The organism is Aminobacter sp. MDW-2, from assembly GCF_014250155.1.
Lineage (GTDB): Bacteria > Pseudomonadota > Alphaproteobacteria > Rhizobiales > Rhizobiaceae > Aminobacter > Aminobacter ciceronei.
Genome location: NZ_CP060197.1, coordinates 1,393,639 through 1,418,934, shown reverse-complemented (window position 1 = coordinate 1,418,934; position 25,296 = coordinate 1,393,639). Strand labels below are relative to the sequence as shown.

Sequence of the window (25,296 nt, the reverse complement as noted above, 5' to 3'; positions counted from 1 at the left end):
GTTGCCTTATGTCATTCGGCCGCAACGGATGCTGGGCGACGATCGTAACCAAAGGTGTTGGTATAGCCAAACAGCGCGGCTGATCCGCCGGTGTGCACGAAAACGACGCGTTCGCCTTTTTTGAAGTGTCCCTTTCGGACCAAGTCAATCAGTCCGGCTGCACCCTTGCCGGAGTAGACAGGGTCGAGCAGTAGACCTTCGAGCCGCGCGAACATTTCGATTGCCTCGATACCCGCCGGCGTAGGAATGCCATAACCGTCCCCGACGTAATCGGTGTTCGCGACAATGTCTTCGCGTTGGACGACGCCCGGGCAGCCGAGTTTTTCGGCTGTGGCGACTGCCAGGATATAGACGTTCTCCTCCTGCTTCTGTTTTGGCGCTCGGACACCGATGCCCAACAACGGAATATTGGCGCTGATCGCTTTTAGGCCGACGATGAGCCCCGCCTGGGTCCCCGCACTACCAGTCGCATGCACAATGTGATCAATAGTAAGTCCGAGGTCATTCGCCTGGCTCACCAGCTCCAACGCACAGTTTGCATAACCAAGAGCGCCTGTTGGGTTCGAGCCGCCCCCGGGGATCGTGTAAACCTTTCGCCCACTGCTCCGGAACTTGTCTGCCAGAAGCTCCATCTCTGCATTCATATCGAGGCCACTGCCGCGTTTCTCGGTGGTAGCTCCATGGAGATGATCCAGGAAGACGTTGCCATTATGATTGTAGTTCGGATCATTCGATCCGGTTCGGTCTTCCAGTAGAATATGGCAATCCATACCGAGTTTAGCCGCAAATGCGGCTGTCTGGCGAGCGTGGTTCGACTGCGTTGCGCCTTGTGTCATCACAAGGTCGGCGCCCTGCGCCAACGCTTCCGCCATCAGGAATTCAAGCTTGCGTGTCTTGTTGCCACCTGTCGACAGCCCGGTGCAGTCGTCCCGCTTTATCCAGATTTCAGGACCGTTCAGTTCACGCGACAACCGCTCCAAAGGCTCTAGAGGGGTCGGAAGATGGCCCACGCGGATTCGCGGGAAACGCGCCAGGTGCATAGCGAATAGCTCCTCTCGAAAAAATGCTTCACCGGTATATTCTCGCAACATATCTGGCTTTTCAAATGCATAATTATCGACATAATATGCACTTTCTGCATTTTGAGGTGCCCTATGCGCGGAGAATGGCTAGAGGACATTCTAGCGGTATTTGATACGGGCTCCCTCAACAGGGCGGCCGAAGCGCGCTTGCTGACGCAGCCTGCCTTTTCCAGGCGCATCGCCGCTATTGAAGACTACCTCGGCGTTGAGTTGCTCGATCGGTCCCGCAAGCCGGCAAGCCTGCTGGCTGGCGTCAAAGACCAAGAGCTCAAGATTCGTGAGATTGTTGCCTTGACCCGTGAACTGGTTCTCGATCTCAAAACGCAAGATCGGAAAAGTCACAACCAAATCGTCGTCGCCAGCCAGCACGCCCTAACGACATCAGTAGCGCCGCACTTCGTTAGATTTTTGACGTCTGAGATAGATCTGAATATCCGCCTGCGCTCAGCCAATCGTGATGAATGCACAGCGATGTTAATGACCAAACAGGCTGACCTAACCTTTACCTATCGCGCAAACTACGAAGAGGCTCGAACGAGAGGTGACTACATTGAGGAGATCGTTATCGGAGAGGAACGGTTCGTCCCGGTGGCTTCTTCCGATTGCTCAGCAATGTTTCGTGACGCCTACAACAAAGGAGAACTGCCAGTCATTGCGTATCCATCCAATGTCTTTATGGGCGAAGCGATGATCCGTGAAATCTATCCCTCATTGAGAAGTTCTACAACTATTCGGAAGCGCACAGAGACAGCCTTAACCCTTGCAGCACATCAGTTGGCTTTGGCTGGCGTGGCCGTCGCTTGGGTTCCTCGTTCATTGGCCGAATCAGATTTAGCGCTAGGACGTCTCGACTGCTTGGTGGACATACTTCCAGAAACGACTTTTGCGATTACAGTCCAGCGACTAGAAGGTCACAAGACAGCCACGGAAGGCGCTGTGTGGGACACCATCGGAATGTATTCCTATGTGGGACCTAGCGGCTGATAGCAAGCTCAGACGCATTTGGCGGTAGAGACGCGAACGTTACTGCGCTGATTCTACCTTTAATAGTGGCGGAGCCTGTCGCTCAAAGCCCTTCTCCGCCGCCCCACCCGTTCAAGCAGATCGAGTTCAATAACGGCAACGAGGGTATGAGATCCGATGCAGTAGTGGCGAATAAGTGGAGGGAACTTCTCAAGGCGAGCATCGTTGTAGGCGAAAATGAGGGTCTGATGTAAACGTATCGGTACACCGTAGTTGGCGTCATGGTCGATGGTCGACGGAAACCACGAAGGGAACATAGTCCTTGGCGTGCTGGTCATGAATTAGAACTGGCACTGATAAGCGCGCTAGAAAATGGGGGGCTGCATGATCCAAGGGAGGTAGCCGGCACGACTAGTCCTTGGAAACATATTCCTTGCTCCGAGGAGTTTGCCGACCGGGAATGTCGGCCAGCCAGCCGGCATGCAAGAAGCCCATGGTATCGACCCGCAAGCGAGCGCTAGACAGATCCGAAGCGGATTCGTCGCGCATCCTAAGAACTTCGAGGTTGGTCGGTAGTTGCACCTAACGGAGCGACGGTGCCAACTTCATCTGCGTCGGCGCAGTTGGCAATGCGCCCCCCGCGCCTCGGTGAATGTAGGCATTGGCAAAATCGATCACGCGAATAAGCGTCTGCGGTTCATAAGGCTTGGTGAGTGCTCCGATAGCACCGGCAAAATCTTGCGGGATCAGCTCAGGCGTTGCGGTCATAAACACCACCAAGACGTGATGATGGTTTGCCAGTCGAAGGGCAATCTGCGGCCCTGTTAGACCGTCTTTTAGATTAAGATCGACGAGAGCCAGATCTGGTGTGTGCAGTCGAGCTAGCTCCAGCGCCCGCTCTGCGTGATCCGCCATGCCCACCACGACCATCCCTAATTCGATCAACTGAAATTCCAAGTCTAGCGCGAGAAATATTTCATCCTCAACAATAAGTACCTTGAGCGTTGGCTGACTGAATTGAACCATCCTGAAATCCTTATCGCGCAACGAAAGCGCATGCCTTCCGCGTGCGCCCGCCAATGTCGCTTGGCAACAGAAATCCCCCCCAGCAGGAAAGGTTCCCTGGGCAGCCAGAAGGGGCGCTAAGGATGCGAATTAAGCAGCATTACTCAAAGTGCGCTTTGGCGCGACTGCTTTCGACCGTCCTTCGGCAATGGCGGCAATAGCTCGGCGCTGATCAGAACGCCGGCAATTCTGGCAAAGCTGACAAAGGCTTGTCGCGCCTCTTCGGCGGACATTTGTCCGGCGATCGCCGCATTGCAGCTTCTCTCGGCGCAAGTGAACACCGGCCCCCGACGACCTGTCGGCCAGTGCTTCAGGAACCTCATCGCATCCTGGACCGAGTCGATCTCTTGGACAGCGCCGTTTGTTTCAACCTGCACCGGAGCCAAGAAAGTGAGTTTTGCCATGCTTACCTCCCTGTGGTTATGTCAGGTGCCTTGAGCTGCATTTCCGTGGCTCCCGGAGAAGCGATCGAACGTTTGGTCGAGGCCGTTCTGGCGGGGAATTCACCACGGCGTAGGCTAGGTTTTGCCTTTCAGCGAAGGCTATGGCCGCTTCCAGGGTCGGAAAATCAAGCGTGACCTGGGTCAGCGTATCATCCCCTCCGGTGTAGCCCATCAAAGCGTCAATGAAGGGCGGCGTCCGCCGTTCGAACACCAACCGCCACGGTTGAGCCCCGCTGCGGGCAGAGGTCATAACGGAATGGCCAGGCCGGAAAATCCGCGCCGAACTTTGCCCGCTCAGTGGTGGCCGCTTGGCGGGAAACGACAGCTGACTCGTTGCGTTCGCCGTCCGCCCGCAATTCAACTGGATGCGATCCGTCTCGACGTTTGGTGTCAGCGGCGCCGTCATCGACTCCTCCTCGCCTGAAGATGCCGGCCGGGACCTTGGGCACCCGACCGGCCAGTCAGCGATCATTTGGTGGTATTGATCGCGATGCGCTTGGCGTTCGCCTGCGCCTTTTCCGTCTTGGGCAGGGTCACTGTGAGGACGCCGTTCTTGAATGCCGCCTCCACCCTGTCCTCATCAACCTCGCGGCCAAGAGCAAGGCGCCGCTCGAAACGCCCGTAATAGCGTTCGCTGAACTGACGATCCTTGTCTTCGGTTTCCGATTTCTTCTCGCCGCGAAGTGTGAGAACACCGTCGTCAAGCAGAACCTCGACGTCGTTCTCGTCAAGTCCGGGCATTTCCGCGACCACCCGGATTTCCTTGTCGTTCTCCGAGAATTCGACGCTTGGCCAGGCGCCGTTGCGAGGCGTCATGCGGCCAAACACCGACGGTGTGTCAAATCCCCGGAACACCTCGTCGAACAGCCGGTTGACGTTGCGATGCAGCGACATGAACGGATCCATGTCTTCGCTGCGATAGATCGTCGGAGCCTGGTTATTGCCACGGTTCCATGGAATCAGGTCACGCACACTCATTGTCGTTTCCTTTCGTCTTTCTTGTCCTTTCTCGTCAGGTCACGACGACACCCCACCCCAGATGGGGTGTCGCGCTGGCCGGGTTCAGGTAAGATCATGCCGCTACGTTGCCTTCGATCCGCTTCGACGCAGACTTCTTGTCAGCGTCGGCGTTAATCGCGATCCGTCGGGGCTTCATCTCCTCGGGAATTTCCTTCTTGAGGTCGATGATCAGCAGGCCGTTCTCGAGCTTGGCACCCATGACACTGACATGGTCGGCGAGTTCGAATCGACGGTCAAAGGTCCTCATCGCCAGTCCATGGTGGAGATACAATACCTCGCCATTTTCTGTCTTCGAGCCGTTGATGACGAGCAGGTTCGGCTCATGGGTGATCGAAAGCTCGTCTTCTGCGAACCCAGCGACCGCAAGCGCGATACGATAGGTGTCTTCACCGAGCTTGACGATGTCATAGGGCGGCCAGTTGTCGGCCTGAGGTGAACTGGATCTTTCGAGCAGATCGAAAATCCGGTCGAAGCCGATGCTCGACCTGTAGAAGGGGGAGAAGTCCATATTTGTTCTCATAGCTACATCCTCTTTGGAGCAACATAGGTACGAGGAAGCGCCAAGAAGCCTGGCGCTCCCTGACCGTGCCGGCCCTTTGCAGCGGCCGACGAATTATGAGTTGGGAAGCGATCTGCGCGACGTCAAGGGGCGAGCAATCGAGCCGACATTTTGACGGCGTGGTGACGGATTGGCAGGCCCGAGCCGCTGGAAAGCGCTCCGTCCAATGCCCATCTAGTTCGCTGGCGAATCGATGGAGGCAAGCGATGACCATGACGCGGGAAGACGTTGTCTCGGTCCTCGGACCGGTGGACGATACCGTAATTGCGGAAGTGATCCTGTCCGGCGCTTCGCTCGATGAACTCAGGGAGGCGTGGGGTTGGGCTTTCGGCGACGACGCGTTGATGGGGCAAGGCCGCCCACTGCCCGGAACGCGGGTTGCGGCACTGATTGACTTGATTGAGCCCGACGATGACGAGATAGAGGGCCCGGCTGCACCGGGCCCTGGTGCTCACTGAATCGTAAACACCCCGTCCACTGCTTGCCATTCCGCAGGTTTGATCAGGCGGTGGTGGGCAACGCGCACGGAATGGAGCGCGCCTTCAAGTTCCTGTTCCCAGTAGCTGAGGAAACCTTTCAGCGTCGGGAATTCCGGTGCGAGGTCGTATTCCTGCCAGACAAAAAGTTGCAACAACCGCGGGTAATCAGGAAGGTGATAATGAATCTCCGCGGTCGTGAGGCCGTAACCGTCCATCTGGAGCCGCAATTCTCTGCTTAGCACAAGCTTCTTCTCGGTCACCATCAAGCGTCCAATCTTTCCGGACGTTCGCGGTTGCCGCCCTGGTCGAATTTGGAGGCGACGTCGGCGCAGATTTCATCGAGCCGGCGAAGCGCATCCATGACGGCATCGAAAGTCACCGGGGCCGCAACGCCTGGTGGCTTGCGCAGGGCCGGTATGGATTCGACCGCGCATGCATCCGATGCCCAGGAGGCAAGAATGGCGCGCTTTTCCTGAATGTCGAGCTGATCGTCCGTCACCACATCGTCGGGATGGCTGAAGAACCGGGCCGGGAAAAGCAGACGGTCCAGTGACAGATCCGCGGTTTCAGGGGCGAGCGAGGGGATGATCGTCGGGACGGTTCGTTCCATCGATGGTCCTCCGTTAAAAAATCTCCTTTGCGTTGACGTTCCGACGGGTCCTGAGCGAACCATAGTCGGACAAAAATTTTGGAGGATTCGAACGAAATTTCAAGCCCCCGCAATCGCGGCTTCGCGGCGGATAGCTGCATGAATACAGCGTGCTAGCACTCCACAAGGCCGAGTGCTAAAATTTTTCCAACCACCTCTTGAAACTTAAAAACACCTCACCCAGATCGATTGCGCGCGATGCCGAAAAAGGGTCGCGCACCCCGCGCCGGATCCGCTTCGGATGCGGCGCGGAGGAACCTCAAAAATCTGTTTGTCCCTGAGGAGAACGACATGACGTTCCGTCCATTGCACGACCGTATCTTGGTCCGCCGCATCGAAGCCGAGGAAAAAACGGCTGGCGGCATCATCATCCCCGACACCGCCAAGGAAAAGCCGCAGGAAGGCGAGGTCATCGCCGTTGGTCCGGGCGCCCGCGACGACAGCGGCCAGTTGCTGTCGCTCGACGTCAAGGTTGGCGACCGCATCCTGTTCGGCAAATGGTCCGGCACCGAGATCAGGCTCAATGGAGAGGATCTCCTGATCATGAAGGAATCCGACGTTATGGGCGTGATCGATGCCGCGGTCCAGGCGAAGAAGGCCGCCTAGGTGGCACCCGGCGTTTAAGAAGGAGCAAGAAAAATGGCTGCTAAGGAAGTCAAATTCCATACCGAAGCCCGCGAGAAGATGCTGCGCGGTGTCGACATTCTCGCCAATGCTGTGAAGGTCACGCTCGGTCCCAAGGGCCGCAACGTTGTGATCGACAAGTCGTTCGGCGCCCCTCGTATCACCAAGGACGGTGTCACCGTCGCCAAGGAGATCGAGCTGGAGGACAAATTCGAGAACATGGGCGCGCAAATGGTGCGCGAGGTCGCGTCCAAGACCAGCGACATCGCCGGCGACGGGACCACAACGGCGACCGTGCTTGCCCAGGCGATTGTCAAGGAAGGCGCCAAAGCTGTCGCTTCCGGCATGAACCCGATGGATTTGAAGCGCGGCATCGACAAGGCGGTCGACGCCGTGGTCGCGGAACTCAAGGTCAATGCTCGCAAGGTCACCAAGAACGACGAGATCGCACAGGTCGGAACGATTTCGGCCAATGGTGACGCCGAAATTGGCCGTTTCCTCGCCGAGGCGATGCAGAAAGTCGGCAACGAGGGTGTCATCACCGTCGAGGAGGCAAAAACCGCCGAAACCGAACTCGAGGTCGTCGAAGGCATGCAGTTCGATCGCGGTTATCTGTCCCCCTATTTCGTCACCAACCAGGACAAGATGCGCGTCGAGTTGGAAGAGCCTTATGTCCTGATTCACGAAAAGAAGCTGTCCAACCTGCAGGCTTTGCTTCCGGTTCTGGAGGCGGTGGTCCAGTCTTCCAAACCGCTGCTGATCATCGCGGAGGACGTCGAGGGCGAGGCCTTGGCCACCCTTGTCGTCAACAAGTTGCGAGGCGGCCTCAAGGTCGTAGCCGTCAAGGCGCCTGGCTTCGGCGATCGCCGCAAGGCGATGCTGGAAGACATCGCCATTCTGACCGGCGGCACGGCGATCTCGGAAGATCTCGGCATCAAGCTCGAAAATGTGACGCTGAACATGCTGGGCCGCGCCAAGAAAGTGGTGGTCGAGAAGGAAAACACCACCATCGTTGACGGCGCAGGCTCCAAGATCGAGATTGAGGGGCGTGTTGCCCAGATCAAGGCTCAGATCGATGAGACCACCTCGGACTACGATCGTGAGAAGCTGCAGGAACGCTTGGCCAAGCTCGCCGGGGGTGTCGCCGTCATTCGCGTCGGCGGCTCGACCGAGATAGAGGTGAAGGAGCGCAAGGATCGCGTTGATGACGCGATGCATGCCACCCGGGCGGCAGTTGAAGAAGGCGTGTTGCCGGGCGGTGGTGTTGCCTTGCTGCGCGCGGTAAAGGCTCTCGACAATGTCCAGGCCGAAAATCCCGACCAGAAACACGGCGTCGAGATCGTGCGGCGCGCCCTCGAAGCCCCGGTGCGACAGATTGCGGAAAATGCTGGGGCCGAAGGCTCGATCATCGTCGGCAAGCTGCGCGACAACGCCGAGTTCGGCTACGGCTGGAACGCACAAACCAATGAGTTTGGCGACCTCTACAGCCAAGGGGTCATCGATCCGGTGAAGGTGGTGCGCACAGCACTTCAGGACGCTGCGTCCGTCGCTGGCTTGCTGGTCACCACCGAGGCGATGGTGGCCGAGAAGCCGAAGAAGGACGCTCCGGTGCCTGCAATGCCCGGCGGTGGCATGGACTTCTAAGAGACAGATAGGCCGTGTCCGCGTCTATCCGGGCGCGGACACCCCGATGGGACTGCCATGGATATGATCAAGATCAACAAGATTGCGCCGCCGCAACGTGCGGCGACCGAACTGGATTATGAGACCGAGCTGAAAACCGTGCTGGAACCGGTACTGACCGAGGTGCTCGACATGACTGAATCCGCAGGCTGGGACCGGCGGAAGGCGGCGTACACGGTGATGTTCTTGGCGGCGCGGCAGCTGTCCGACGGAAAAGCGAACCCGAAAACGGATGTTTGACGCGGTCGCAAACTGAAACTGGCGTTCGCCGGCAAATGAGAGGAACGGACAATATCGTCCGTTCACGGTAGAACCGATGGCCAGCCGGTGGCGTCGAAAGGAGGAAACTAGAGTTCGGGGCCGAAAAATGACCACGCATTCGTCGAGTTATCTTGCTGCGCTTTCGGCAATCTTTCTTGTTTTGGCGCCGACGCCCGCATTGGCAGCCGCACCGCAGCCCGTCATTAGCGCCAGCGCCGAGCGCCCTCTTCCCGATGTTTTGCAAGAAGTGACGCCGGCTGTCGTCAACATTGCGGTCACCTCCGGCTCCGCAGCCCAGACCAATCCGCTTTACAATGATCCCTTCTTCCGGCGCTATTTCAACATGCCCGATGCGCAGCCGAGATTGAGCGCCGGATCGGGCGTCATCGTCGACGCCGAAAAGGGGTTCGTCCTCACCAACCATCACGTTGTTGCCGACGCCAGCGAGATCACGGTGACGCTGAAGGATCGGCGCCGCTTCACAGCTGAATTGATCGGCAGCGACCAGGCGACCGACATCGCGTTGCTCAGGATTAAGGGCGATAGGCTTACTGCCCTTCCCTTCGGGGATTCCGATACGCTTCGCGTCGGCGAACCGGTGGTGGCGATCGGCAATCCATTTGGTCTCGGCCAAACCGTTACCGCTGGTATCGTCAGTGCGCTTGGCCGGAGCGGCATCAACATCGAGGGCTACGAAGATTTTATCCAGACTGATGCCTCGATCAATCCGGGCAATTCCGGCGGCGCATTGGTGACACATGACGGGCGTTTGGTTGGCATCAACACTGCCATCATCGCGCCGGCCGGCGGCAATATCGGCATTGGCTTCGCTGTCCCGATCGCGATGGCGTCGACTGTGATGAAGCAACTCATTGAGCATGGCGAGGTGCGTCGGGGTCGTATCGGCATCGCCATCCAGGATTTGACGCCGGACCTCGCAGACGCGCTCAAACTCACCGAGAATTCCGGCGCCGTTGTCAGCAGCGTCGAAGACGGCTCGCCTGCTGCCCAAGCCGGGCTACTGGCCGGCGACGTGATCATCAGTGTCGATCAGCACCCGATCTCCGGCTCAGCCGATCTGCGAAACCGGGTTGGCCTAGCACCCGCCGGATCGGAGGTGGGCATCGAGTACCTGCGCGACGGCGCGCGAAAGTCTGTCACTCTGCGTATCGAACCTGAAAAGGGAGCAAAAACGGCGGCGCTGCCCGATCGTCTGGAGGGCGCGCAAATCGAAGATGCCGCTGGAAACGTGTTCGTTTCCCGCGTCGACGAAGGCAGCGCCGCAGCCCGTGCCGGCCTGCGAGCTGGGGACGTGATTGTCGCGGTCAACCGGCAGCCGGTCACAACCACGGTCGAACTGGCCACGGCACTGCGCAACACCGCCGGCACGATCGCGCTGGATCTGTTTCGTGGTGGGAACAAGCTCTTCCTGGTTATCCGCTAGGAGCATCCGAGTAGAGCAACGTGTTCATCGATTGGGAGAAGGAGATGAAAAAATCTGTTCGATGGATAATCGCCGCAGGAGCGGCCATTGCAGCGGCGTTGATCCCGGTTCCGGCGCTCGCGCAGGATCAACCAGCAAATCCTCAAGAGTTAACCGGCTTCTGGCTGACGACACCGCATCCTGACCTGGCGATCCGACCCGGCGAGACCGAGTCGATCCCGCTGACTTTGCGTAACCACAATCTGCCGCCTCAGCGTGCGTCGCTGGAGGTGTCAGGCATTCCCGATGGCTGGAAATGGTCGATCAAGGGTGGCAACCGCGAGGTTGGGGCCGTCATTGTGTCGCCCAATGCCACGGAAGAGGTCAAGCTCGAGCTGACGCCACCGGAGGGTGCGACCGGCACGAGCGTGCCGATCGACGTCAAGGCTCGCTACGGCAATCAAACGGCCGATTTGCCGATTACCGTGAAACTATCGGATGCATCCGAGGGCGGCTTGGAACTGAAACCGGAATTGCCGGCGCTGCGGGGTACTGCGCGCTCGACCTTCAGCTTCAAGGTCGAAGTGACCAACAACGGCGCCGAGGAAAGCTTGGTCAACCTGGCCGCCACTGCCCCCGAAGGCTTCCAGACACGCTTTAAGCGCGGGTATGGCTCGGAAGAAATCACCGGCTTGCCAATCGAAGCCGGCGCCACTCAAAACATTACGCTCGAGGTCACACCGGCACGCGCCGCGCCAGCTGGCAGCTATCCGATCGCCATGGAAGCTGCGGGTGGTGGCGCCAGCGCCGCGACAGAACTCAGCATTGAGGTGACGGGTCAACCGGAGGTCGCGTTGAGCGGCCCTCAGGAACGGCTTTCGGGCCAAGCGGTTGCCGGCAAGGAAACGACTTTCCCCTTTACGCTTGCCAACACTGGGACTGCGCCAGCGACGGATATCGAACTTTCGGCCTCGCCACCCACTGGCTGGAAGGTGGAATTCGAGCCGAAGACCGTTGGCACGCTTGCGCCGAACGCTACCAGCGAAGTCAACGTAAAAATCACACCGTCCGAGCGTGCTATCGCCGGCGACTACATGATCAATGTTCGCGCCAGCGGTGGAAGCGTGTCGGAATCGGCGCAGTTCCGCGTGACGGTCAATACATCGACAATGTGGGGTGTTGCCGGGCTCGGCGTCATTGCCGCGGCCGCAATCGTCCTCGGCATGGCTGTAATGAGGTATGGGCGGCGATGATGAACACCACAGTCATAACAGCAACTGGACTGGTCAAACGCTACGGCACGGCAACCGCGGTCGCAGGAATAGATCTGTCGGTTGAAGCAGGAGAAGTTGTCGGACTGCTTGGGCCGAACGGCGCGGGCAAGACAACCACAATCCTGATGCTGCTCGGCTTGACCGAGCCGAGTGAAGGCAGCGTACGCATCCTTGGCAAAGATCCTCTGCGCCAGCCCCTTGAGGTCAAAAGAGAGGTTGGCTACCTGCCGGACGCCGTCGGTTTCTACGATGCCATGTCCGGCCGCGAGAACCTGGCTTATACCTCCCGTCTCGCAGGCATGTCAAAGGATCTTGCTCGTGAACGGATCGCCGCGGCCCTCGAAAAGGTGCGACTGATTGAGGTCGCCGATCGGCAGGTCGGCACCTATTCCCGTGGCATGCGGCAGCGTCTTGGCATTGCAGAACTTCTCATGCGCAAATGCAGCGTTGCCATTCTCGACGAGCCGACTTCGGGTCTCGATCCCCAGTCGACCCAGGAATTGCTCGACCTGATCCAGGCATTGAGCCGCGACGGCATGACCATTTTGTTGTCGTCGCACATGCTCAACGTGGTTCAATCGATTTGCCATCGCATCGCACTGTTCAATAAAGGCAAGATCGGCTTTCTGGGCACGATAGAGGAGCTGGCAGCGCAAATTGGTGGCGGCGCCTTCATCGTAGACGTTGAGGCGGACGGCATCGATCTCGCCAAGGCGGCCGGGATGGCGCTGGGGGTACGATCTGTCGTCCCGGGACGACATGGACACTGGCTGGTCGAAGCGGAACGCGACGTGCGCCCGGAACTAGCTCGCTTCGTCGTTGAAGGCGGCGGAGCGTTGAAGAACCTCGACTTGCGTCAGGCAAGCCTCGACGAGGCGTACACTCGCTATTTCAGGGAGGTTGGCCATGATGCGTGAAGGCTCCCCCTTCAAAGGGGTCGCGACCATCGCCCTCAAGGAAGCGGCCGATCACATGACCAGCGCACGCATGCACCTGATCATGCTGCTTGTCCTGCTCACCGCCATCGGCGCTGTTTATGGCGCGATCGGTCGCATCAGCCAAACCACGGCTGAGGATCCCTACCTGTTCCTCAAGTTGTTGACCGTCGCTCAAGAGCCCCTACCGTCGTTCGCTGCATTCCTCGGCTTTCTGCTGCCCCTCGTGGCAATCGCGCTCGGCTTCGATGCCATCAACGGCGAGCACTCGCGCCGGACCATGAGTCGGCTCCTCTCGCAGCCGATCTATCGGGACGCTGTGCTCTTCGGAAAGTTCCTGGGTGGACTGCTGGTCATTGCGATCGCGCTGCTGACGCTATGGCTTCTCATGGTTGGCCTCGGCATCCTTTTCCTTGGCCTTCCGCCGTTGGCTGGAGACCTCGTTCGCGGCATCGCATATCTGGGGGTGACACTGGCATACGCTGGCGTCTGGTTGGCGCTTGCGATCACGTTTTCAACGGTCATTCGCTCGCCCGCCACTTCTGCGCTGGCGGCGCTGTCGGTCTGGCTGGTGCTGACAGTGTTCTGGGGAATGATCGCCCCGTTGATAGCAAATGCTTTCACTCCGATCGATCCGCTCGACCCGATGAGTGTCATCACGCAGTTTGAGACGCAGCAGGCTGTTGCAAGACTGTCGCCGCAGATGCTCTACGGTGAAGTGACAGCGATGCTGCTCGACCCAGCCGCCCGTTCCGTCGGTCCGCTGTTCTTCGATCAGGTCCAGGGTGCAATCGTCGGCGCGCCGCTACCCACAATGCAGAGCCTTCTGATCGTATGGCCACAGATCTCAGGGCTGGTCGCTGCAATGATCCTGCTCTTCACCATTGCCTATGTCGTCTTCCAACGCCAGGAGGTCAGGGCATGACGTCGACGCGTCTTAATCATTGCCTCGGCGCCCTCCGAAGGCGGGATACTGATCTCCCCGATGCCTCGGCCTACTGCATCGGGGAAGTAAGAACGTGGCTAGACGGTCGCGAGCATCCGCTATGCCTTGACGGCATGGCTCGAGGCACCGGTGAAGGCCTACAGCGCCTTGCCCCCGCTTCGCAACGTGCATGAAATATCCGAGCGCTGCGAGTTACAGACAATACCGCTTGCCAAAGCGTCCGATGAAGAAAGGAGGAAACCAATGGAACACAACCTGTTCGAACGTCCCGTCACCATCCTCGTCGGTCTCGGTTTCCCGACGGAGGTCAAGTCCGTGACTGAAGCCATCGCAGTTCTTTACGAATGGCCACCGTCAAGAAGGGATCCGGCGCATGTGATTGCTTTCCACGCCTGCAAGGCAGCGCTCGCCGGTGAGATCGAAGCGGAAACCGCCCGCGGCATGTTTGTCGCCTTTGCCCGGAGACATGACCTTCTTGCCCCACGATCCGAAAATGTAGCCCCAACCCCTTCGATTGGCGAATTCGGTGCGGCCACAATGCACTGAATGGCGGCCAAGCTCGGCGCGAGCGTGCCAACATGGTCCGCGAAGCAAACCTGATGGATAAAACGATGAACGATGTGCGCTTTCCAGATCCGGTTAAGCTGACGCTGAGGCCCTGGGGCGAACGTGTCGTTGCAAGTTCGTTGGAAGCGATCGAGTTTATGAACGAGCATTGGCCTGACTGGGCTCGCGGTCGCTCGTATCGAGCCGCTTATCGCGCATGCCGCGACGCTCTTGATGGCTGGCGAGCGCCGAAAGAGGCCCGAAAGGCTTTCATGAAAGCTGCAAGCCGTGCCGGTTTGATCTCGTCAACCAAGAGACGACAGCACCTCTGAAGGGTGTCGCGGCGGCTCAGACCATTATCCATCGCGCGGTTAAGGTGATACGGCATCTGCGCCACCTCGCCCGAAGCGATCAGCTCAACGACCGTGATCAGGCTCCGGTCGCGCGGCTTCATGTCCGGACGCAACGCGTTGAATGTCGTCCGACATGATGGGTGCCCTTTACTGAACAAGTGTAGGCCCGTCGGTAAGCCCGGCCATGATAGCAGCTGTGGCTATGCGTTTCATATGACATCCTTCCAAGTCTGCATCAGTAGCCGAACGATATTGGATGAACAAATCCGATAGGTTTCATGAATGTCACTCATAAAATGAAGGCAATCCCACGCTGACGGCACTTGAATGCTCAACGGCGGAGTTGCGCCGGACCTATTCATCGACCTCTATGCCAATTTGCGATGCGTCACCGCCGGCCAACTCCAGCAGGATGTCGCCAGCCAACAGCTCTTCCTTAGACAGCAGTCCCGCATCCTCAAGCGCTTCAAAATCCGGCAGATCGCGCAACGTGTCGAGCCCGAACTCAAGCAGGAATTCTTTCGTCGTGACATAGGTGTAGGGCGCTCCCGGCGTCGGGCAGCGCGGTCCGGAGGCGATAAAGCCGCATCTGCGCAACGTGCCGATCAGATCACGGCTGATCTCCTTGCCGAAGAAAGCGGAGAGCTCGGCGCGAGTGGATCGGCTGGAAATACGCCACGCACATCAGCACCAACGCCTCCGACTGCGAGAGGTCTATTGTGCGTTCATCGGCGCCGGTGCGAATGGCGTCGGCGTAGGCCGGCCGCGTCAGCTGCTTGCCGACGATGCGCGCAAGAACCTCGCGCGGAACGGGTTCGCTCGCCGCGAAGATGGTCGCCTCGACGCGGTTCATCCATTCGCGCCAACGAACTTCTGGGGGCGCTGATTCTACCTTTAATAGTGGCGGAGCCTGTCGCTCAAAGCCCTTCTCCGCCGCCCCACCCGTTCAAACAGATGGCATCCCGGCGGTTTGTCTTCACCCGATCGCCGGGCTTCCTCGGGATTAGCGACGAGGCGACTATGGTGCAGGCGCAATCCGCAACTGCGAACCATAGTGCCCTTCTGAACCCTGAAACTAAGTTCAGTTGAACGTCGGTACGATCCACGGGTTGATGTCGATACCGATCCGCGGCTCTTTCGCGCCGATGGAGTTGGTGGTTGCCGGGCCGCGATCGTCCCTGATCGAGCCCGTCGAACCGCAGTCGAGCTTTTTGCTGGATACGGTTTGGCTGCACACCGTGGGTTCGTGCGTCGTCTTGTTGGTGTCGTTTGCCAGCGCAAAATCGCTCGTCGCAGCGAGCGCCGCGAGTGCCAGAATAGTCCGTCGCATTGTCATCTCCTTGCGCATAAACAGATCAGGGGGGCGCTGCCCCCCTGCGTGCGTTGCGTTGGATATCTAAACCTCTCAGGAGTTGGCTAACTCCGGGGGCAGATCACAGCTAAGTTCAGCTCCAGAACTGATCACAATTCGTGACGGCAGTATTAAGCTGCTTCTTGTCATTAGCGCTGCCGGTGTTGGAACCCGTCTGGCCATTTGCATTCTGTTTGGCAATGTTGTCGACGCAATTTGCGATTGCCTTCGCTTGGCCTTGGTCGTTATTAGGATTGGTATCATCTGCATTGAAGGCCAGCGCAAAAGTGCTGCCCATGGAAAGTGCGAGGGCAGTTGCGAGAAGTGTATTTGTCAGCTTCTTCATCATTTCCTCCATCTCACTTTACAGCCAATAGGTCTCCGGCCGATTCCGAATTCACATTCGCAATCGCGCTGATACAAGTCACCGGAAACGACGCAGAATTAACGCCCACTAAGCGGCATTTTCAAGAGTTTTCAAGAATCCGTGACGCATCGAATCGATTGATTCTTTGTTATCTAGATCGTTAGATTGATCTAAAAGACAGTGACATCCCCCAATTGGGTCATGTTATTTCGATGACATAGATCAATTTACTTTCGCGTATTCGTATTTTATGCCTTAAAGACGGTGATCGTCTCCTGAATTTCTCTACCTTCCGCAACCGCTCGTTATGGAAACGCGCCTCGCATTGGAATAGTGTGCTCGGATGGGCGACACCTCAAATGGAAGTCGACATGTAGCAGCTTGACGCAAAATGGCGGTACCGCGCTGTTTTGTCCGGCAAATGTGAGCTCAAATGAGAAAGCTGGTCGGATCCGTCGCCGTCGTGCTTCTGGGTGCCGGGGCCGTGTATGGCATGGGAAGCAGTGTCGGATGGCCTCCTTGGCGGGAGGCCGCAGCCGCGACGCGCTACATGACGGCACCCGTCGAACGAGGCGACGTGGTGCAAACCGTGTCCACGACCGGAACACTGAATGCCTTCGTCACGGTGGAGGTGGGGACGCAGCTTTCCGGACAAGTTGCGCGTCTTTTCGTCGATTTCAATACCAACGTAAAAGCTGGACAAGCGCTGGCGCAACTCGATCGCAAGAGTTTTGAGGCACGCCTCGCAGAATCCAAAGCCTCAACTGCTGTCGCTGAGGCCGCCGTAAAAATCCAACGCTCTAGATTGGAACGCGCCCGGATCGACCTTCGCAACGCTGAGGCACAGCGGGCAGTTCTCATGGCCCGACTGGACAATGCCCGAGCGCAATCCGAGGTCACAGGCAACACATTCGAACGGTCCACTTCGCTTCGGAAAATGGGCAACACATCCAAAAGTCAGACCGAACTGGCACGCGCGGCACGGGATTCAGCAGCTGCTGAAATGCGGGAGGCGGAGGAAATTGTAGCCGCGCACGAACTGGTTGTGGCCGGAGCAGCGGTTGATTTGGAACGGTCGCAAGCCGAACTCGATAGCGCACTTGAAACCGTGCGTCAGAGGGAGGCTATCGAGGACTCGATGGAGATTGACCTTGAGCGCACGACAATTCGTTCCCCTATCGACGGTACCGTCGTCGGTCGGAATGTCAGTGAGGGTCAGACGGTGGCGGCAAGCCTCGAAGCTCCCGTCTTGTTCACCATTGCTGGCGACCTTCAGCGCATGGACATCTATGCACGCGTGGACGAGTCGGACATCGGCAAGATACGTGTTGGCCAAGCGGCTCAGTTCTCTGTCGATGCCTATCCGGATCGGCGTTTTTCCGCGATGGTACGTGACATTCGCAAGGCTCCGCAGGTCACGCAAAACGTTGTTACTTATACTGTCGTTCTTGGGACCACCAATCCTGGAGCACTTTTGCTTCCGGGGATGACCGCAACCGTCCATGTCGTCACATCGCAAGCCAGGGATGTCCTCCGCATACCGATGACCGCTTTGCGCTTTGCGCCAAGTGTGGCTGATGGGTCAAAGGAGCTCTCCCCCGGCAACGGCAACAATGGGGTGCAGACTACTGTGTGGACGCTTGACGGGACCCGGATTGCTGTCCCGGTAAGCGTCGTACTTGGTGACGATGATGGGAGCTATGCCGCATTGGTCGTCGGAGACCTGAAGGAAGGGGACCAAATCGTCGTAGGCGAAGCGGAAGAGGCAGCGCGAGACCGATTGTTCGGCTTCCGGCTTGGGTTCTGAACATGCTCCTCAAAGCCATTTCCCTCTCGCGGAGCTACGACCATGATAGCACCACTACCGTTGCCCTGCGCGACGCGTCATTCGATCTGATGGATGGTGAGTTTGTGGCGATCATGGGACCTTCGGGCTCCGGTAAATCGACGCTCATGAATATCATCGGTTTACTTGACCGACCAACATCCGGCAGCCTGATTTTTGCGGGCGAGCATACTGCGAACCTGTCGCCCGATCACGCAGCGCGGTTGCGGAATTGTCGGATCGGCTTCGTGTTCCAGTCATATAATTTGCTGGGCCGCAACACGGCTTTGGAGAATGTAGAACTGCCCCTCGTTTACGCGGGCGTGCGTAGACGCGAGCGTGAGCTGCGTGCGGCGGAAGCATTGGACAAGGTGGGGCTTTCTGACAAAGCACAACGATGGCCGCTGCAGCTCTCAGGTGGCGAGCAGCAGCGCATAGCAATCGCCCGGGCGCTCGTAACAGACCCCGCGCTAATCCTTGCAGACGAGCCCACTGGAGCGCTTGATAGCCGGACGGGCAACGAAATCATGGCGCTCCTCCAGCATCTCAATGAGCAGGGACGTACCATCATCATGGTGACGCATGACGACATCGTCGGAAGTCATGCGTCACGCATCATAAGGCTGCAAGACGGCACGATCATCGGCGACCAGGACGTACCTGATCGCTTGCTGACCGGGCCGACTGGGCGCAAATTACGTGGATGGGGCGTGACCGGCTTCGGTTAGTTCCTCAAGTAGTGACTGGAGAGCGTTCGAGTGCGTGCACGGGTAGGTAGCAAGGCAGACGATGGCTGTCCCCCGCTTTTTGGGATCATGGACAGTTGCTCATTCAAGCTCACTTGACCGGGAGAATCTCGATCAGGTCAGGCGTCCCCTGTTAGCAGGAGCAGTGACTTGAACTGGTGGGAGGGGTTTCGCATCGCGCGCAGGGCGCTTTGGGTGAACAGGCTGCGCAGCTTTCTCACCATGCTCGGCATCGTTGTCGGGGTGGCCTCGGTCATCGCGATGGTCGCGCTGGGATCGGGCGCAAAAGCACAAGTCGAAGAACAGATCCGATCATTCGGGGCGAATGTCTTGGTGATCGAGCCGATCGCAGGCCAAAGCGGCGGCGGTGCCCGCCTGGGCACTCTGACCGAGCCCGACGCCCGAGGCATTGCCGGGCTCCCCCCCGTGCGGGCAGCCGCGCCTTCGGTTCGCGGCCACGCTCAGATCGTACGTGGCAATAGAAACTGGAGCACAACCGTCAATGGTACGACCGTAGACTATTTTGTGGTCCGTGATTGGCCACTTTCGGCTGGACGACAATTCTCCAGCAAAGAAGAAAGTAGTGCTGACAAGGTCGTGTTAATCGGACACACGGTCGCCCAAGAGCTGTTTCAGGGAGGCAATCCAATTGGAGCCGAAGTCCGGATTCTGAATGCACCTTTTCAGGTCATCGGTGTTCTAGCGGCCAAAGGCCAGTCCGGTGCGGGGACAAACCAAGACGACGTCGTATTTGTTCCGATTTCCACCGCAAAGAGGCGGCTCTTCGGGGGCGGCGACGATGGCGACCGCCAGTCTGTTGCCTACATTCTTGCCAAGATAGTAAGTGAAGAAAAAGTCGGACCGGCGGTTGCTCAAATCCAAGCACTGCTGCGCCAGCACCACCGCCTAGGGTCGGATCGCGACAGTGATTTCATTGTTATCAATCCGGCAGAGGCTATGGCACTGCGCAACGCCACGACAACGACATTTGCCTGGCTGCTGGCTTCGATCGCATCGGTGTCCCTGCTCGTTGGCGGCATCAGCATCATGAACATCATGCTGGTCTCGGTCACCGAACGCACTCGCGAGGTCGGAATCCGGCTTGCCATGGGCGCGCGACGCAAGGACATACGAACCCAGTTCCTGATGGAAGCCATTACGCTCTGCCTGCTCGGAGGGTTGATAGGCCTCGTTCTAGGCGCCGGGATCGCCATTGCAGCAGGCCGACTCGCCGGATGGCCCATTTTCATTGGGCTCAACGCGCCGGTGCTCGCCATCGTTTTCTCCGCCTCGGTCGGTTTGTTCTTCGGATGGTATCCGGCATCCAGAGCAGCTCGGCTTGAGCCGGTTGAAGCACTTCGCCATGAGTAATCGAGTGGCCTGCCGACCGTTTGTCGGCCTGTTGAGAGGGCCCAGCCAATCAGATGGTTGGCCATTGTGTTTCTCTTAGTTTTTGGGAACAATGCTTAGGTCGGTTTTCGCGGGGGCGTTAAGCCAGAGCGGCATCAATGAGTGAACGACCCGTTAGCGCAGGCGACCATGTCCTTGTGCGGCTTGAAGTGACCCACCGACTTAACGGCGGCTATTTGATCTTGGCTGGGCCTGGCGTCACACCGATAACCGTCCATGAGGACGAAATCCTAACATTTGCGGCAGTCCAACGAGAGGCACCTGAAGGGAACGCCTGCTCGCTTAGCTGCGGTTGAGTAACCCCCATCGTCCCACGACGATTTCACTGGCCGACGCTGCTGACTTGGCCGGGTTCCGCAATCGTCCACGACATCGGCGCTGGCGCCGCAAGAACCATCGGTGGCACTCTGACAATGGCATCCGCCGTGAGTGAAAATAGCAAGCAGATAACTTCCCGTCGTATAGGGCGCATCCGGTCTCGATGAAAAAGCCGAGCAACTATGTCCGCCTCGCGGCTTAGCCCAGATCGCCGACATCGTCGATTCAACCCGGCCAATCGTATTTCTGGGCAGCGCGAACCATTGCTGCGGTGGCCGGACTGAATTGCCTTCCCGGCACGGTTACAAGGGAAATGGTCCGCGTCACCGACGGCTCGACAAGCGGACGCTGCAGAAGTTCGGGCAACGTGACGGAGTATTCCGGCATGAAGGCGAAGCCAATTCTGGCGAGCACCATCGATTGCACCCAGTCTTCGCGCTCAGAGCGAAAACGGGCGTACAGGTTCACATTGGTCTGTCGACAAACATCCATCACCATGTCTCGCATCTCGCATGACAGGCGATCAACATACGGTTCGTCGGAGAGGTCGCTCAACCGGATGGCGTCAACGGCCGATAGCCGATGGTCGGGCGGGAATATGACGACATAGCGTTCCTTGTAGAGCTCTTGGACGCGGAAGAAATCGCCAAGGCCGTCGAGAGGATTGAGGACGGCCAGATCGAGTTCGCCGCTTTCGAGACGGCTTTTCAGATCGCCAACTTTTCCTTCGCTGACCTCAAGGTCTACTCCGTGGAATTCCTTCTGGAACCGGGCGAGAAATCGCGACAGCTTCACATGGCCGATGGTTGACATGATGCCAAGGCGAATGGGCACCTGATCTAGAAGCCTGAAATTGTCGGCGAGAGTCCGGGCCGCTTCCGCCTCCTGCTTGATGTGTTGCAAATGCGGGAGAAGCGACCGACCGAACTCACTCAGGAGAACACGCTTTCCTTCCCGGTGGAACAAGGCCGCGCCAAGTTCATCTTCGAGGGTCTTTATCGCCTTGGTCAGGGCGGGCTGCGACACATTGCATTGGGCGGCCGCCTTGGTGAAGTTCAAAGCTTCTATGGCCGCCAGCACATACCGGACCTGAGACATCTCCACGGTTGACCCCTCCCAGAGCTCCTCGGAACAGGATGATACCATACCGATCCATAGCCGTCGGTTATGGATCGATAGAAAACAAGTCGTTCCCAGCGGGCCCTGATCGTGGTCTGCTCTCCCCGCATGAAAAGAGGAGGACGAGATGAGCGTCTATATGGTGGAACGGGATCTCAAAGGGATCAGCATGGAAGCCCTTGGTGGCGCGCAGAAAGCTGCGATCAGCAAGGCAACTGAGATGTCAGCCGCAGGCACGGAGATCAAGTATCTTCGCTCAACCTTTGCGCCCGAGGACGGCCGCTGCATGTGCCTCTTCGACGCCAATTCCGATGCCGACGTTAAACGTCTGAACGACGATGCAGGCCTGCCCTACCACAAGATCGTCCCGGCACTTGATCTTACACCGTGACCGATGAGGCCGCCTTACAAAGGGCGAGCGCAACTCCGCCTACCCAACGTTGCCGTTTTGTTCCCCGGCGGCGTTTTGCTTTTGGCATAAGTCGACGGGCCGGATCGTGAAGGAAGTGCGTGCGGCGAGCGAGCCCGCAAGCGTTGATTGCGGCGCTGGCCTTGCTGCCAGATTGGTACTGTGAAACCCGCTCGCGCTTTGGACTGAACTTCAAATCACCGCGCGAGCTCATCCGTCTCAGTGCTTAAACCCAACCGCCGGCTGTCCGGCGAAACGGGGTCCACTCCAGCATCCAGAGAGTCGCTGTCGCCGTACCGGACCCTCGGATCGATCAGGTGCGCAGGCGCTTCTTCAACAGATTGAACGATGACACCTTCTACAGCCATGGCTCGGGATCGTCCCTGAGCGGCGGCCTTACTCTGACGCTGCACAGGAAAGCGCCACGCATAGGGGCGTCATACCTTGCCGAAGTGAAGGGCCTTTTCTGGGCGTGCTCAATCGGGCGGGCTCAGTCACAAGCACCATGCGAGGGTCGTTGGGGTCAATATCAACCCGAAGTCTCCTCTCTTGGGCTGCGCTGGTCATTGTGGGTTGAGGTACCCAAGATCAGCCGCCTTGATGCATTGCAGCAGTGATGGCTTAGGTTCGTGACGTTTCCAGTCGCTTAGGTGATCCGACGGTTACGCCGCCTACCCTGCACGGATACCGAAATTCCCTACTAGGCTGAAAGACATTCCCTGTTCCGTTTCATAGGGAATTGCGACGTAAACCTCTGCGCTGCCTCAACAATTCGTCGCACAGAACCGATGAAGCACCTGAAACGTGACGAAATTCCCTGAATTTGGGGTGCTATCAGGCTAATCGTCGGTTGAGGCCCGTTCGCGAGAGACTGCGCACACCACCAGCGGAATATTGGCAAACCACCACTTCTCCCCTCGCTCAGAATTACCTCGACTTTTCCGTGGCTTAGCGCAGAGAGAGACCCAAGGGCTGGTCTCACCGGGCCCTGAGACCGGCAATTCTGGGGCAATTGCGGGCGCCGTCTCTGTGGCCGTTTTCCGTGACCAATTCGCCGGACAAATGATTATGCCTGCATCCCAAGGATGCAGGCATAACTGTGAGCTTGAACAGCGTGTTGCTGGAGTTAGCTGCGAAGCTGAGCGGCCTGCGCTGACCAATCCATCGATAGATCCAGCCGCGCCAAAATACGTGCGGACAGCTCGACGGGTTGCAAGCCCGTCAAGATCTCATTGGTAAGCTGCGGCGAGAGGAATGCCAGCGGTAATAGGCGACTAATCTCGGCCGGATGCACGTCGAAGTGATCGGCGATTTCGACGAGCGTGATTCCGGCTCGCTCGGTGAGCATTGCAAGGTAGAGTTGGGCCTTGGCAATGAGGGCTACAAGCGGCGCGGCCGGTTGCCGCGCTGGAGCATTTTCGGGATCCAGGATGAGTCGCGCTTCAATACCGCGTCGCTTGAATACGATCGGAACGACGATGGTTTCTATGGTAACGGTACTGGGATCTGTCGCGCTGGCCTCAACCAATTCAGTTTGAACGCTGACGTCGATCAGCATTCGGATCAAGGCAGCACGGTCGATGTCAAAGCAGATCTCCGTTGCAGAGAGTGTGATCCGTTTGAACAACATCTGCAGAATGGCCTTTGCCTGGACATTCGTTTGGCAGGACGCCAAGCGGTCGGCTATCTGTGATGCGCCGCTCAAGCCTGAAAGAACCATGTCTGGCGCGATATCAGCAGCAATCCACTCCGAGAGCTTGATCTGATCAGACAGTAGCCTCCTTGCGAAGGAGCGGACGACGTTTTCCAGCTCCGAAGCCGAAACGCGCCAGCCGCCCTCATCACGACGATCCTTCGGCAGGAGTCGGCTCGAGATGTAGTAGCGATAGCGCTTGCCACGATTGGTCGCATGGGTTGGCCGCAGCCGGTCTCCAGTTTCGTCAAAGACAATCCCTGACAGCAAATGCGTATCGGGATGAACGGACGAACCCTTCGCTCGGACGGCCCCTAGTGCCATCAATTCTTGGACCTTGTCGAACAACTCATTGTCGACGATGGGTTGGTGTTCACCGTCGTAGATGTTGCCGAGATGACGCAGCTTGCCAGTGTAGAGCGGATTGGCCAGCATCTTGTAGACCATGCCTGCATGCATCCGGCGGGTAAAAGGAACGGCACCGACCGCGCTGGCCGCTTGGCCGATCGCCTGCCTGTTTACCTCAGCTACAAGCGCCGGCACCGACCGAAGTTGCACATAGCGTTCGAACAGGCCGCGCACGAATCCGGCTTCCGGCTGTCTGATGACCAACTTTCTCTGCTGCACCGCATAGCCCAGTGGCACAGTACCTCCCATCCACATGCCCTTCTTCTTGGAGGCGGCGATCTTGTCACGGATGCGCTCGGCAGTGACCTCGCGTTCAAACTGGGCAAAGGACAGGAGCACGTTAAGCGTGAGCCTGCCCATTGAGGTGGTCGTGTTAAACTGTTGGGTGACGGAGACGAACGAGACATTGCTGTCGTCGAATATCTCGACGATGCGCGAGAAATCCATCAGAGAGCGGGTCAGTCGGTCGATCTTGTAGACCACCACGACATCTATCTTGCGATCGCGGATATCCTGGAGCAGCCGCTGCAATGCCGGTCGTTCCATCGTACCGCCCGAGATGCCACCATCATCATATCGGTCAGCGACCAGTTTCCAGCCAAGCCCAACTTGCGAGGCGATGAAAGCGGCACATGCTTCACGTTGAGCATCGAGTGAGTTGAACTCCTGATCGAGACCTTCCTCACTCGATTTGCGGGTGTAGATCGCACAGCGCAGCTTCGACATACCCAGCCTGGCTTCATCCGATGGCTGCCGGGTGCTGCCATTTCCGTAACTGTGTGACCGTCTTGAAGCCGCACTCATCGTGTCACCAGTCCGAAAAACCTTGGTCCCGACCAGTGGGTTCCAGTGATCTTGCGGGTAATTGCGGTCAGCGAGGAGTAGAGCTTACCCTCGAAGACATAACCACCTTCGATCACGTCGACGACATGTGTTCGGCCGTTCCAGTCGCGTATCAACCTTGCGCCCGGCTGTGCATCGCGGCGCTTCGGTTTCGATAAGCTTCCACTGCCCGTTTTGGCTCCAGCCGCCGCCAACGGCTGTTCACGGCGACTTGTGCTGGCAAGAGGCACGGTAGCTTGGGTACCATCAGTTTTCTGGGCGAGCTGATTGGCGCGGCGATCGGCCAAGGTCTTACTAACGTCCGCCATGGCGAACTTGAGGCGGCGGCGCGTCTCGGCGGAGTAGCTGCCGAGACGTTTGGCCTGGAGATGCCAGGCGGCCGACCGGATCAGGAGCTCGCGGCGCACACTGGTCGGGGGCAAGGAGCCATACTGCTTTTGCCAACGAGCGCTAAGTTCGTCCCGCGAGAGGGTTTCCAGTTCCGCAAGCTCCTGCTCCAAGT

Annotated in this window: 28 protein-coding genes and 2 pseudogenes; 15 read left to right on the top strand and 15 right to left on the bottom strand. The window is 58.2% G+C overall.

The window, feature by feature from the left end; genetic code table 11:
* Window positions 1-11 precede the first annotated feature (11 nt).
* Window positions 12-1,040 carry a D-cysteine desulfhydrase gene (locus H5P29_RS06900; RefSeq protein WP_154387474.1) on the bottom strand — a complete coding sequence of 343 codons (1,029 nt, stop codon included), beginning with the start codon at window positions 1,038-1,040 and terminating at the stop codon, window positions 12-14.
* 114 nt (window positions 1,041-1,154) lie between these two features.
* Between H5P29_RS06900 and H5P29_RS06895 the strand changes: the two genes are divergently transcribed.
* Window positions 1,155-2,066: a LysR family transcriptional regulator gene (locus tag H5P29_RS06895; protein WP_154387473.1), complete on the top strand. Its 912-nt coding sequence runs from the start codon at window positions 1,155-1,157 to the stop codon at window positions 2,064-2,066.
* Window positions 2,067-2,627: 561 nt separating this feature from the next.
* Here H5P29_RS06895 and H5P29_RS06890 read toward each other — a convergent pair.
* The 5 genes from H5P29_RS06890 to H5P29_RS06870 all read right to left on the bottom strand — a co-directional run bounded on the left by H5P29_RS06890 (window position 2,628) and on the right by H5P29_RS06870 (window position 5,093).
* On the bottom strand, window positions 2,628-3,071 hold the full coding sequence (locus H5P29_RS06890; RefSeq protein ID WP_154387472.1) for a response regulator: 444 nt from the start codon (window positions 3,069-3,071) through the stop codon (window positions 2,628-2,630).
* Between the two features lie 143 nt (window positions 3,072-3,214).
* Entirely contained in the window at window positions 3,215-3,514 is a 300-nt protein-coding gene (locus H5P29_RS06885; RefSeq protein ID WP_154387471.1) for a DUF982 domain-containing protein, read from the bottom strand.
* 16 nt (window positions 3,515-3,530) lie between these two features.
* Window positions 3,531-3,803, bottom strand: a complete 273-nt coding sequence (locus H5P29_RS32485) for an NADH dehydrogenase ubiquinone Fe-S protein 4 (RefSeq protein ID WP_246670934.1) — start codon at window positions 3,801-3,803, stop codon at window positions 3,531-3,533.
* A 218-nt stretch (window positions 3,804-4,021) separates the two neighbouring features.
* Complete coding sequence (locus H5P29_RS06875) at window positions 4,022-4,531, bottom strand: Hsp20/alpha crystallin family protein (protein WP_154387469.1); 510 nt, start codon at window positions 4,529-4,531, stop codon at window positions 4,022-4,024.
* Window positions 4,532-4,625: 94 nt separating this feature from the next.
* Window positions 4,626-5,093, bottom strand: a complete 468-nt coding sequence (locus H5P29_RS06870) for an Hsp20 family protein (protein WP_154387468.1) — start codon at window positions 5,091-5,093, stop codon at window positions 4,626-4,628.
* Between the two features lie 245 nt (window positions 5,094-5,338).
* On the opposite strand from H5P29_RS06870, the gene H5P29_RS06865 reads away from it, so the two are divergent.
* Window positions 5,339-5,590, top strand: coding sequence for a hypothetical protein (locus tag H5P29_RS06865; RefSeq protein ID WP_154387467.1), 252 nt, complete (start codon window positions 5,339-5,341; stop codon window positions 5,588-5,590).
* On the opposite strand, the gene H5P29_RS06860 is transcribed toward H5P29_RS06865, so the two are convergent.
* Together H5P29_RS06860 and H5P29_RS06855 are read right to left on the bottom strand one after the other, a co-directional pair.
* Window positions 5,584-5,874, bottom strand: a complete 291-nt coding sequence (locus H5P29_RS06860; protein WP_154387466.1) for an usg protein — start codon at window positions 5,872-5,874, stop codon at window positions 5,584-5,586. The genes H5P29_RS06865 and H5P29_RS06860 overlap by 7 nt on opposite strands.
* The gene (locus H5P29_RS06855; RefSeq protein ID WP_154387465.1) at window positions 5,874-6,221 is read right to left on the bottom strand and encodes a hypothetical protein; all 348 of its coding nucleotides are present in this window, start codon (window positions 6,219-6,221) and stop codon (window positions 5,874-5,876) included. Before H5P29_RS06855 ends, H5P29_RS06860 begins: the two co-directional genes overlap by 1 nt.
* 330 nt (window positions 6,222-6,551) lie before the next feature.
* On the opposite strand from H5P29_RS06855, the gene groES reads away from it, so the two are divergent.
* The 9 genes from groES (at window position 6,552) to H5P29_RS06810 (ending at window position 14,284) form a co-directional block, all read left to right on the top strand.
* Window positions 6,552-6,866: a co-chaperone GroES gene (gene groES, locus H5P29_RS06850; RefSeq protein ID WP_067966797.1), complete on the top strand. Its 315-nt coding sequence runs from the start codon at window positions 6,552-6,554 to the stop codon at window positions 6,864-6,866.
* A 33-nt stretch (window positions 6,867-6,899) separates the two neighbouring features.
* On the top strand, window positions 6,900-8,528 hold the full coding sequence (gene groL / locus H5P29_RS06845; protein WP_185910280.1) for a chaperonin GroEL: 1,629 nt from the start codon (window positions 6,900-6,902) through the stop codon (window positions 8,526-8,528).
* A gap of 57 nt (window positions 8,529-8,585) precedes the next feature.
* Window positions 8,586-8,807, top strand: a complete 222-nt coding sequence (locus H5P29_RS06840; protein ID WP_154387593.1) for a hypothetical protein — start codon at window positions 8,586-8,588, stop codon at window positions 8,805-8,807.
* A 127-nt stretch (window positions 8,808-8,934) separates the two neighbouring features.
* A complete protein-coding gene (locus H5P29_RS06835; RefSeq protein ID WP_185910279.1) occupies window positions 8,935-10,272 on the top strand; it encodes a Do family serine endopeptidase in 1,338 nt (445 codons plus the stop codon).
* A gap of 44 nt (window positions 10,273-10,316) precedes the next feature.
* Window positions 10,317-11,504 carry an NEW3 domain-containing protein gene (locus tag H5P29_RS06830; protein WP_154387591.1) on the top strand — a complete coding sequence of 396 codons (1,188 nt, stop codon included), beginning with the start codon at window positions 10,317-10,319 and terminating at the stop codon, window positions 11,502-11,504.
* Window positions 11,504-12,442: an ABC transporter ATP-binding protein gene (locus H5P29_RS06825; protein WP_154387596.1), complete on the top strand. Its 939-nt coding sequence runs from the start codon at window positions 11,504-11,506 to the stop codon at window positions 12,440-12,442. The genes H5P29_RS06830 and H5P29_RS06825 overlap by 1 nt, the downstream gene beginning before the upstream one ends.
* Window positions 12,432-13,385, top strand: coding sequence for an ABC transporter permease (locus tag H5P29_RS06820; protein ID WP_154387590.1), 954 nt, complete (start codon window positions 12,432-12,434; stop codon window positions 13,383-13,385). Before H5P29_RS06825 ends, H5P29_RS06820 begins: the two co-directional genes overlap by 11 nt.
* Before the next feature lie 264 nt (window positions 13,386-13,649).
* Window positions 13,650-13,952 carry a DUF982 domain-containing protein gene (locus H5P29_RS06815; RefSeq protein WP_154387589.1) on the top strand — a complete coding sequence of 101 codons (303 nt, stop codon included), beginning with the start codon at window positions 13,650-13,652 and terminating at the stop codon, window positions 13,950-13,952.
* Between the two features lie 32 nt (window positions 13,953-13,984).
* On the top strand, window positions 13,985-14,284 hold the full coding sequence (locus H5P29_RS06810; protein ID WP_246670945.1) for a DUF982 domain-containing protein: 300 nt from the start codon (window positions 13,985-13,987) through the stop codon (window positions 14,282-14,284).
* Between the two features lie 5 nt (window positions 14,285-14,289).
* Here H5P29_RS06810 and H5P29_RS32480 read toward each other — a convergent pair.
* The 4 genes and pseudogenes from H5P29_RS32480 to H5P29_RS06795 form a co-directional block, all read right to left on the bottom strand.
* Window positions 14,290-14,415: pseudogene (locus H5P29_RS32480) on the bottom strand (carboxymuconolactone decarboxylase family protein); the annotation flags it as partial.
* 244 nt (window positions 14,416-14,659) lie between these two features.
* A pseudogene (locus tag H5P29_RS06805) lies at window positions 14,660-15,245 on the bottom strand (SMC-Scp complex subunit ScpB); the annotation flags it as partial.
* 141 nt (window positions 15,246-15,386) lie between these two features.
* Window positions 15,387-15,635, bottom strand: a complete 249-nt coding sequence (locus H5P29_RS06800; RefSeq protein ID WP_154387586.1) for a DUF680 domain-containing protein — start codon at window positions 15,633-15,635, stop codon at window positions 15,387-15,389.
* A gap of 115 nt (window positions 15,636-15,750) precedes the next feature.
* Window positions 15,751-16,005, bottom strand: coding sequence for a hypothetical protein (locus H5P29_RS06795; protein WP_154387625.1), 255 nt, complete (start codon window positions 16,003-16,005; stop codon window positions 15,751-15,753).
* A 451-nt stretch (window positions 16,006-16,456) separates the two neighbouring features.
* On the opposite strand from H5P29_RS06795, the gene H5P29_RS06790 reads away from it, so the two are divergent.
* The 3 genes from H5P29_RS06790 to H5P29_RS06780 all read left to right on the top strand — a co-directional run bounded on the left by H5P29_RS06790 (window position 16,457) and on the right by H5P29_RS06780 (window position 19,965).
* Window positions 16,457-17,830, top strand: a complete 1,374-nt coding sequence (locus tag H5P29_RS06790) for an efflux RND transporter periplasmic adaptor subunit (RefSeq protein ID WP_154387626.1) — start codon at window positions 16,457-16,459, stop codon at window positions 17,828-17,830.
* A gap of 2 nt (window positions 17,831-17,832) precedes the next feature.
* Window positions 17,833-18,576 carry an ABC transporter ATP-binding protein gene (locus H5P29_RS06785; protein ID WP_154387627.1) on the top strand — a complete coding sequence of 248 codons (744 nt, stop codon included), beginning with the start codon at window positions 17,833-17,835 and terminating at the stop codon, window positions 18,574-18,576.
* 168 nt (window positions 18,577-18,744) lie between these two features.
* The gene (locus H5P29_RS06780) at window positions 18,745-19,965 is read left to right on the top strand and encodes an ABC transporter permease (RefSeq protein ID WP_185910278.1); all 1,221 of its coding nucleotides are present in this window, start codon (window positions 18,745-18,747) and stop codon (window positions 19,963-19,965) included.
* Window positions 19,966-20,547: 582 nt separating this feature from the next.
* Here the strand turns inward: H5P29_RS06780 and H5P29_RS06775 are convergent.
* Window positions 20,548-21,420, bottom strand: a complete 873-nt coding sequence (locus H5P29_RS06775; RefSeq protein WP_159097857.1) for a LysR family transcriptional regulator — start codon at window positions 21,418-21,420, stop codon at window positions 20,548-20,550.
* A gap of 148 nt (window positions 21,421-21,568) precedes the next feature.
* On the opposite strand from H5P29_RS06775, the gene H5P29_RS06770 reads away from it, so the two are divergent.
* A complete protein-coding gene (locus tag H5P29_RS06770) occupies window positions 21,569-21,832 on the top strand; it encodes a DUF4242 domain-containing protein (RefSeq protein ID WP_185910270.1) in 264 nt (87 codons plus the stop codon).
* A gap of 1,144 nt (window positions 21,833-22,976) precedes the next feature.
* Here the strand turns inward: H5P29_RS06770 and H5P29_RS06765 are convergent.
* Window positions 22,977-24,677 carry a recombinase family protein gene (locus H5P29_RS06765; RefSeq protein ID WP_154387443.1) on the bottom strand — a complete coding sequence of 567 codons (1,701 nt, stop codon included), beginning with the start codon at window positions 24,675-24,677 and terminating at the stop codon, window positions 22,977-22,979.
* A gap of 74 nt (window positions 24,678-24,751) precedes the next feature.
* Window positions 24,752-25,294 (bottom strand): DUF2924 domain-containing protein, encoded by a 543-nt coding sequence (locus H5P29_RS06760; protein ID WP_185910277.1) that lies wholly within the window; start codon window positions 25,292-25,294, stop codon window positions 24,752-24,754.
* Window positions 25,295-25,296: the final 2 nt, after the last annotated feature.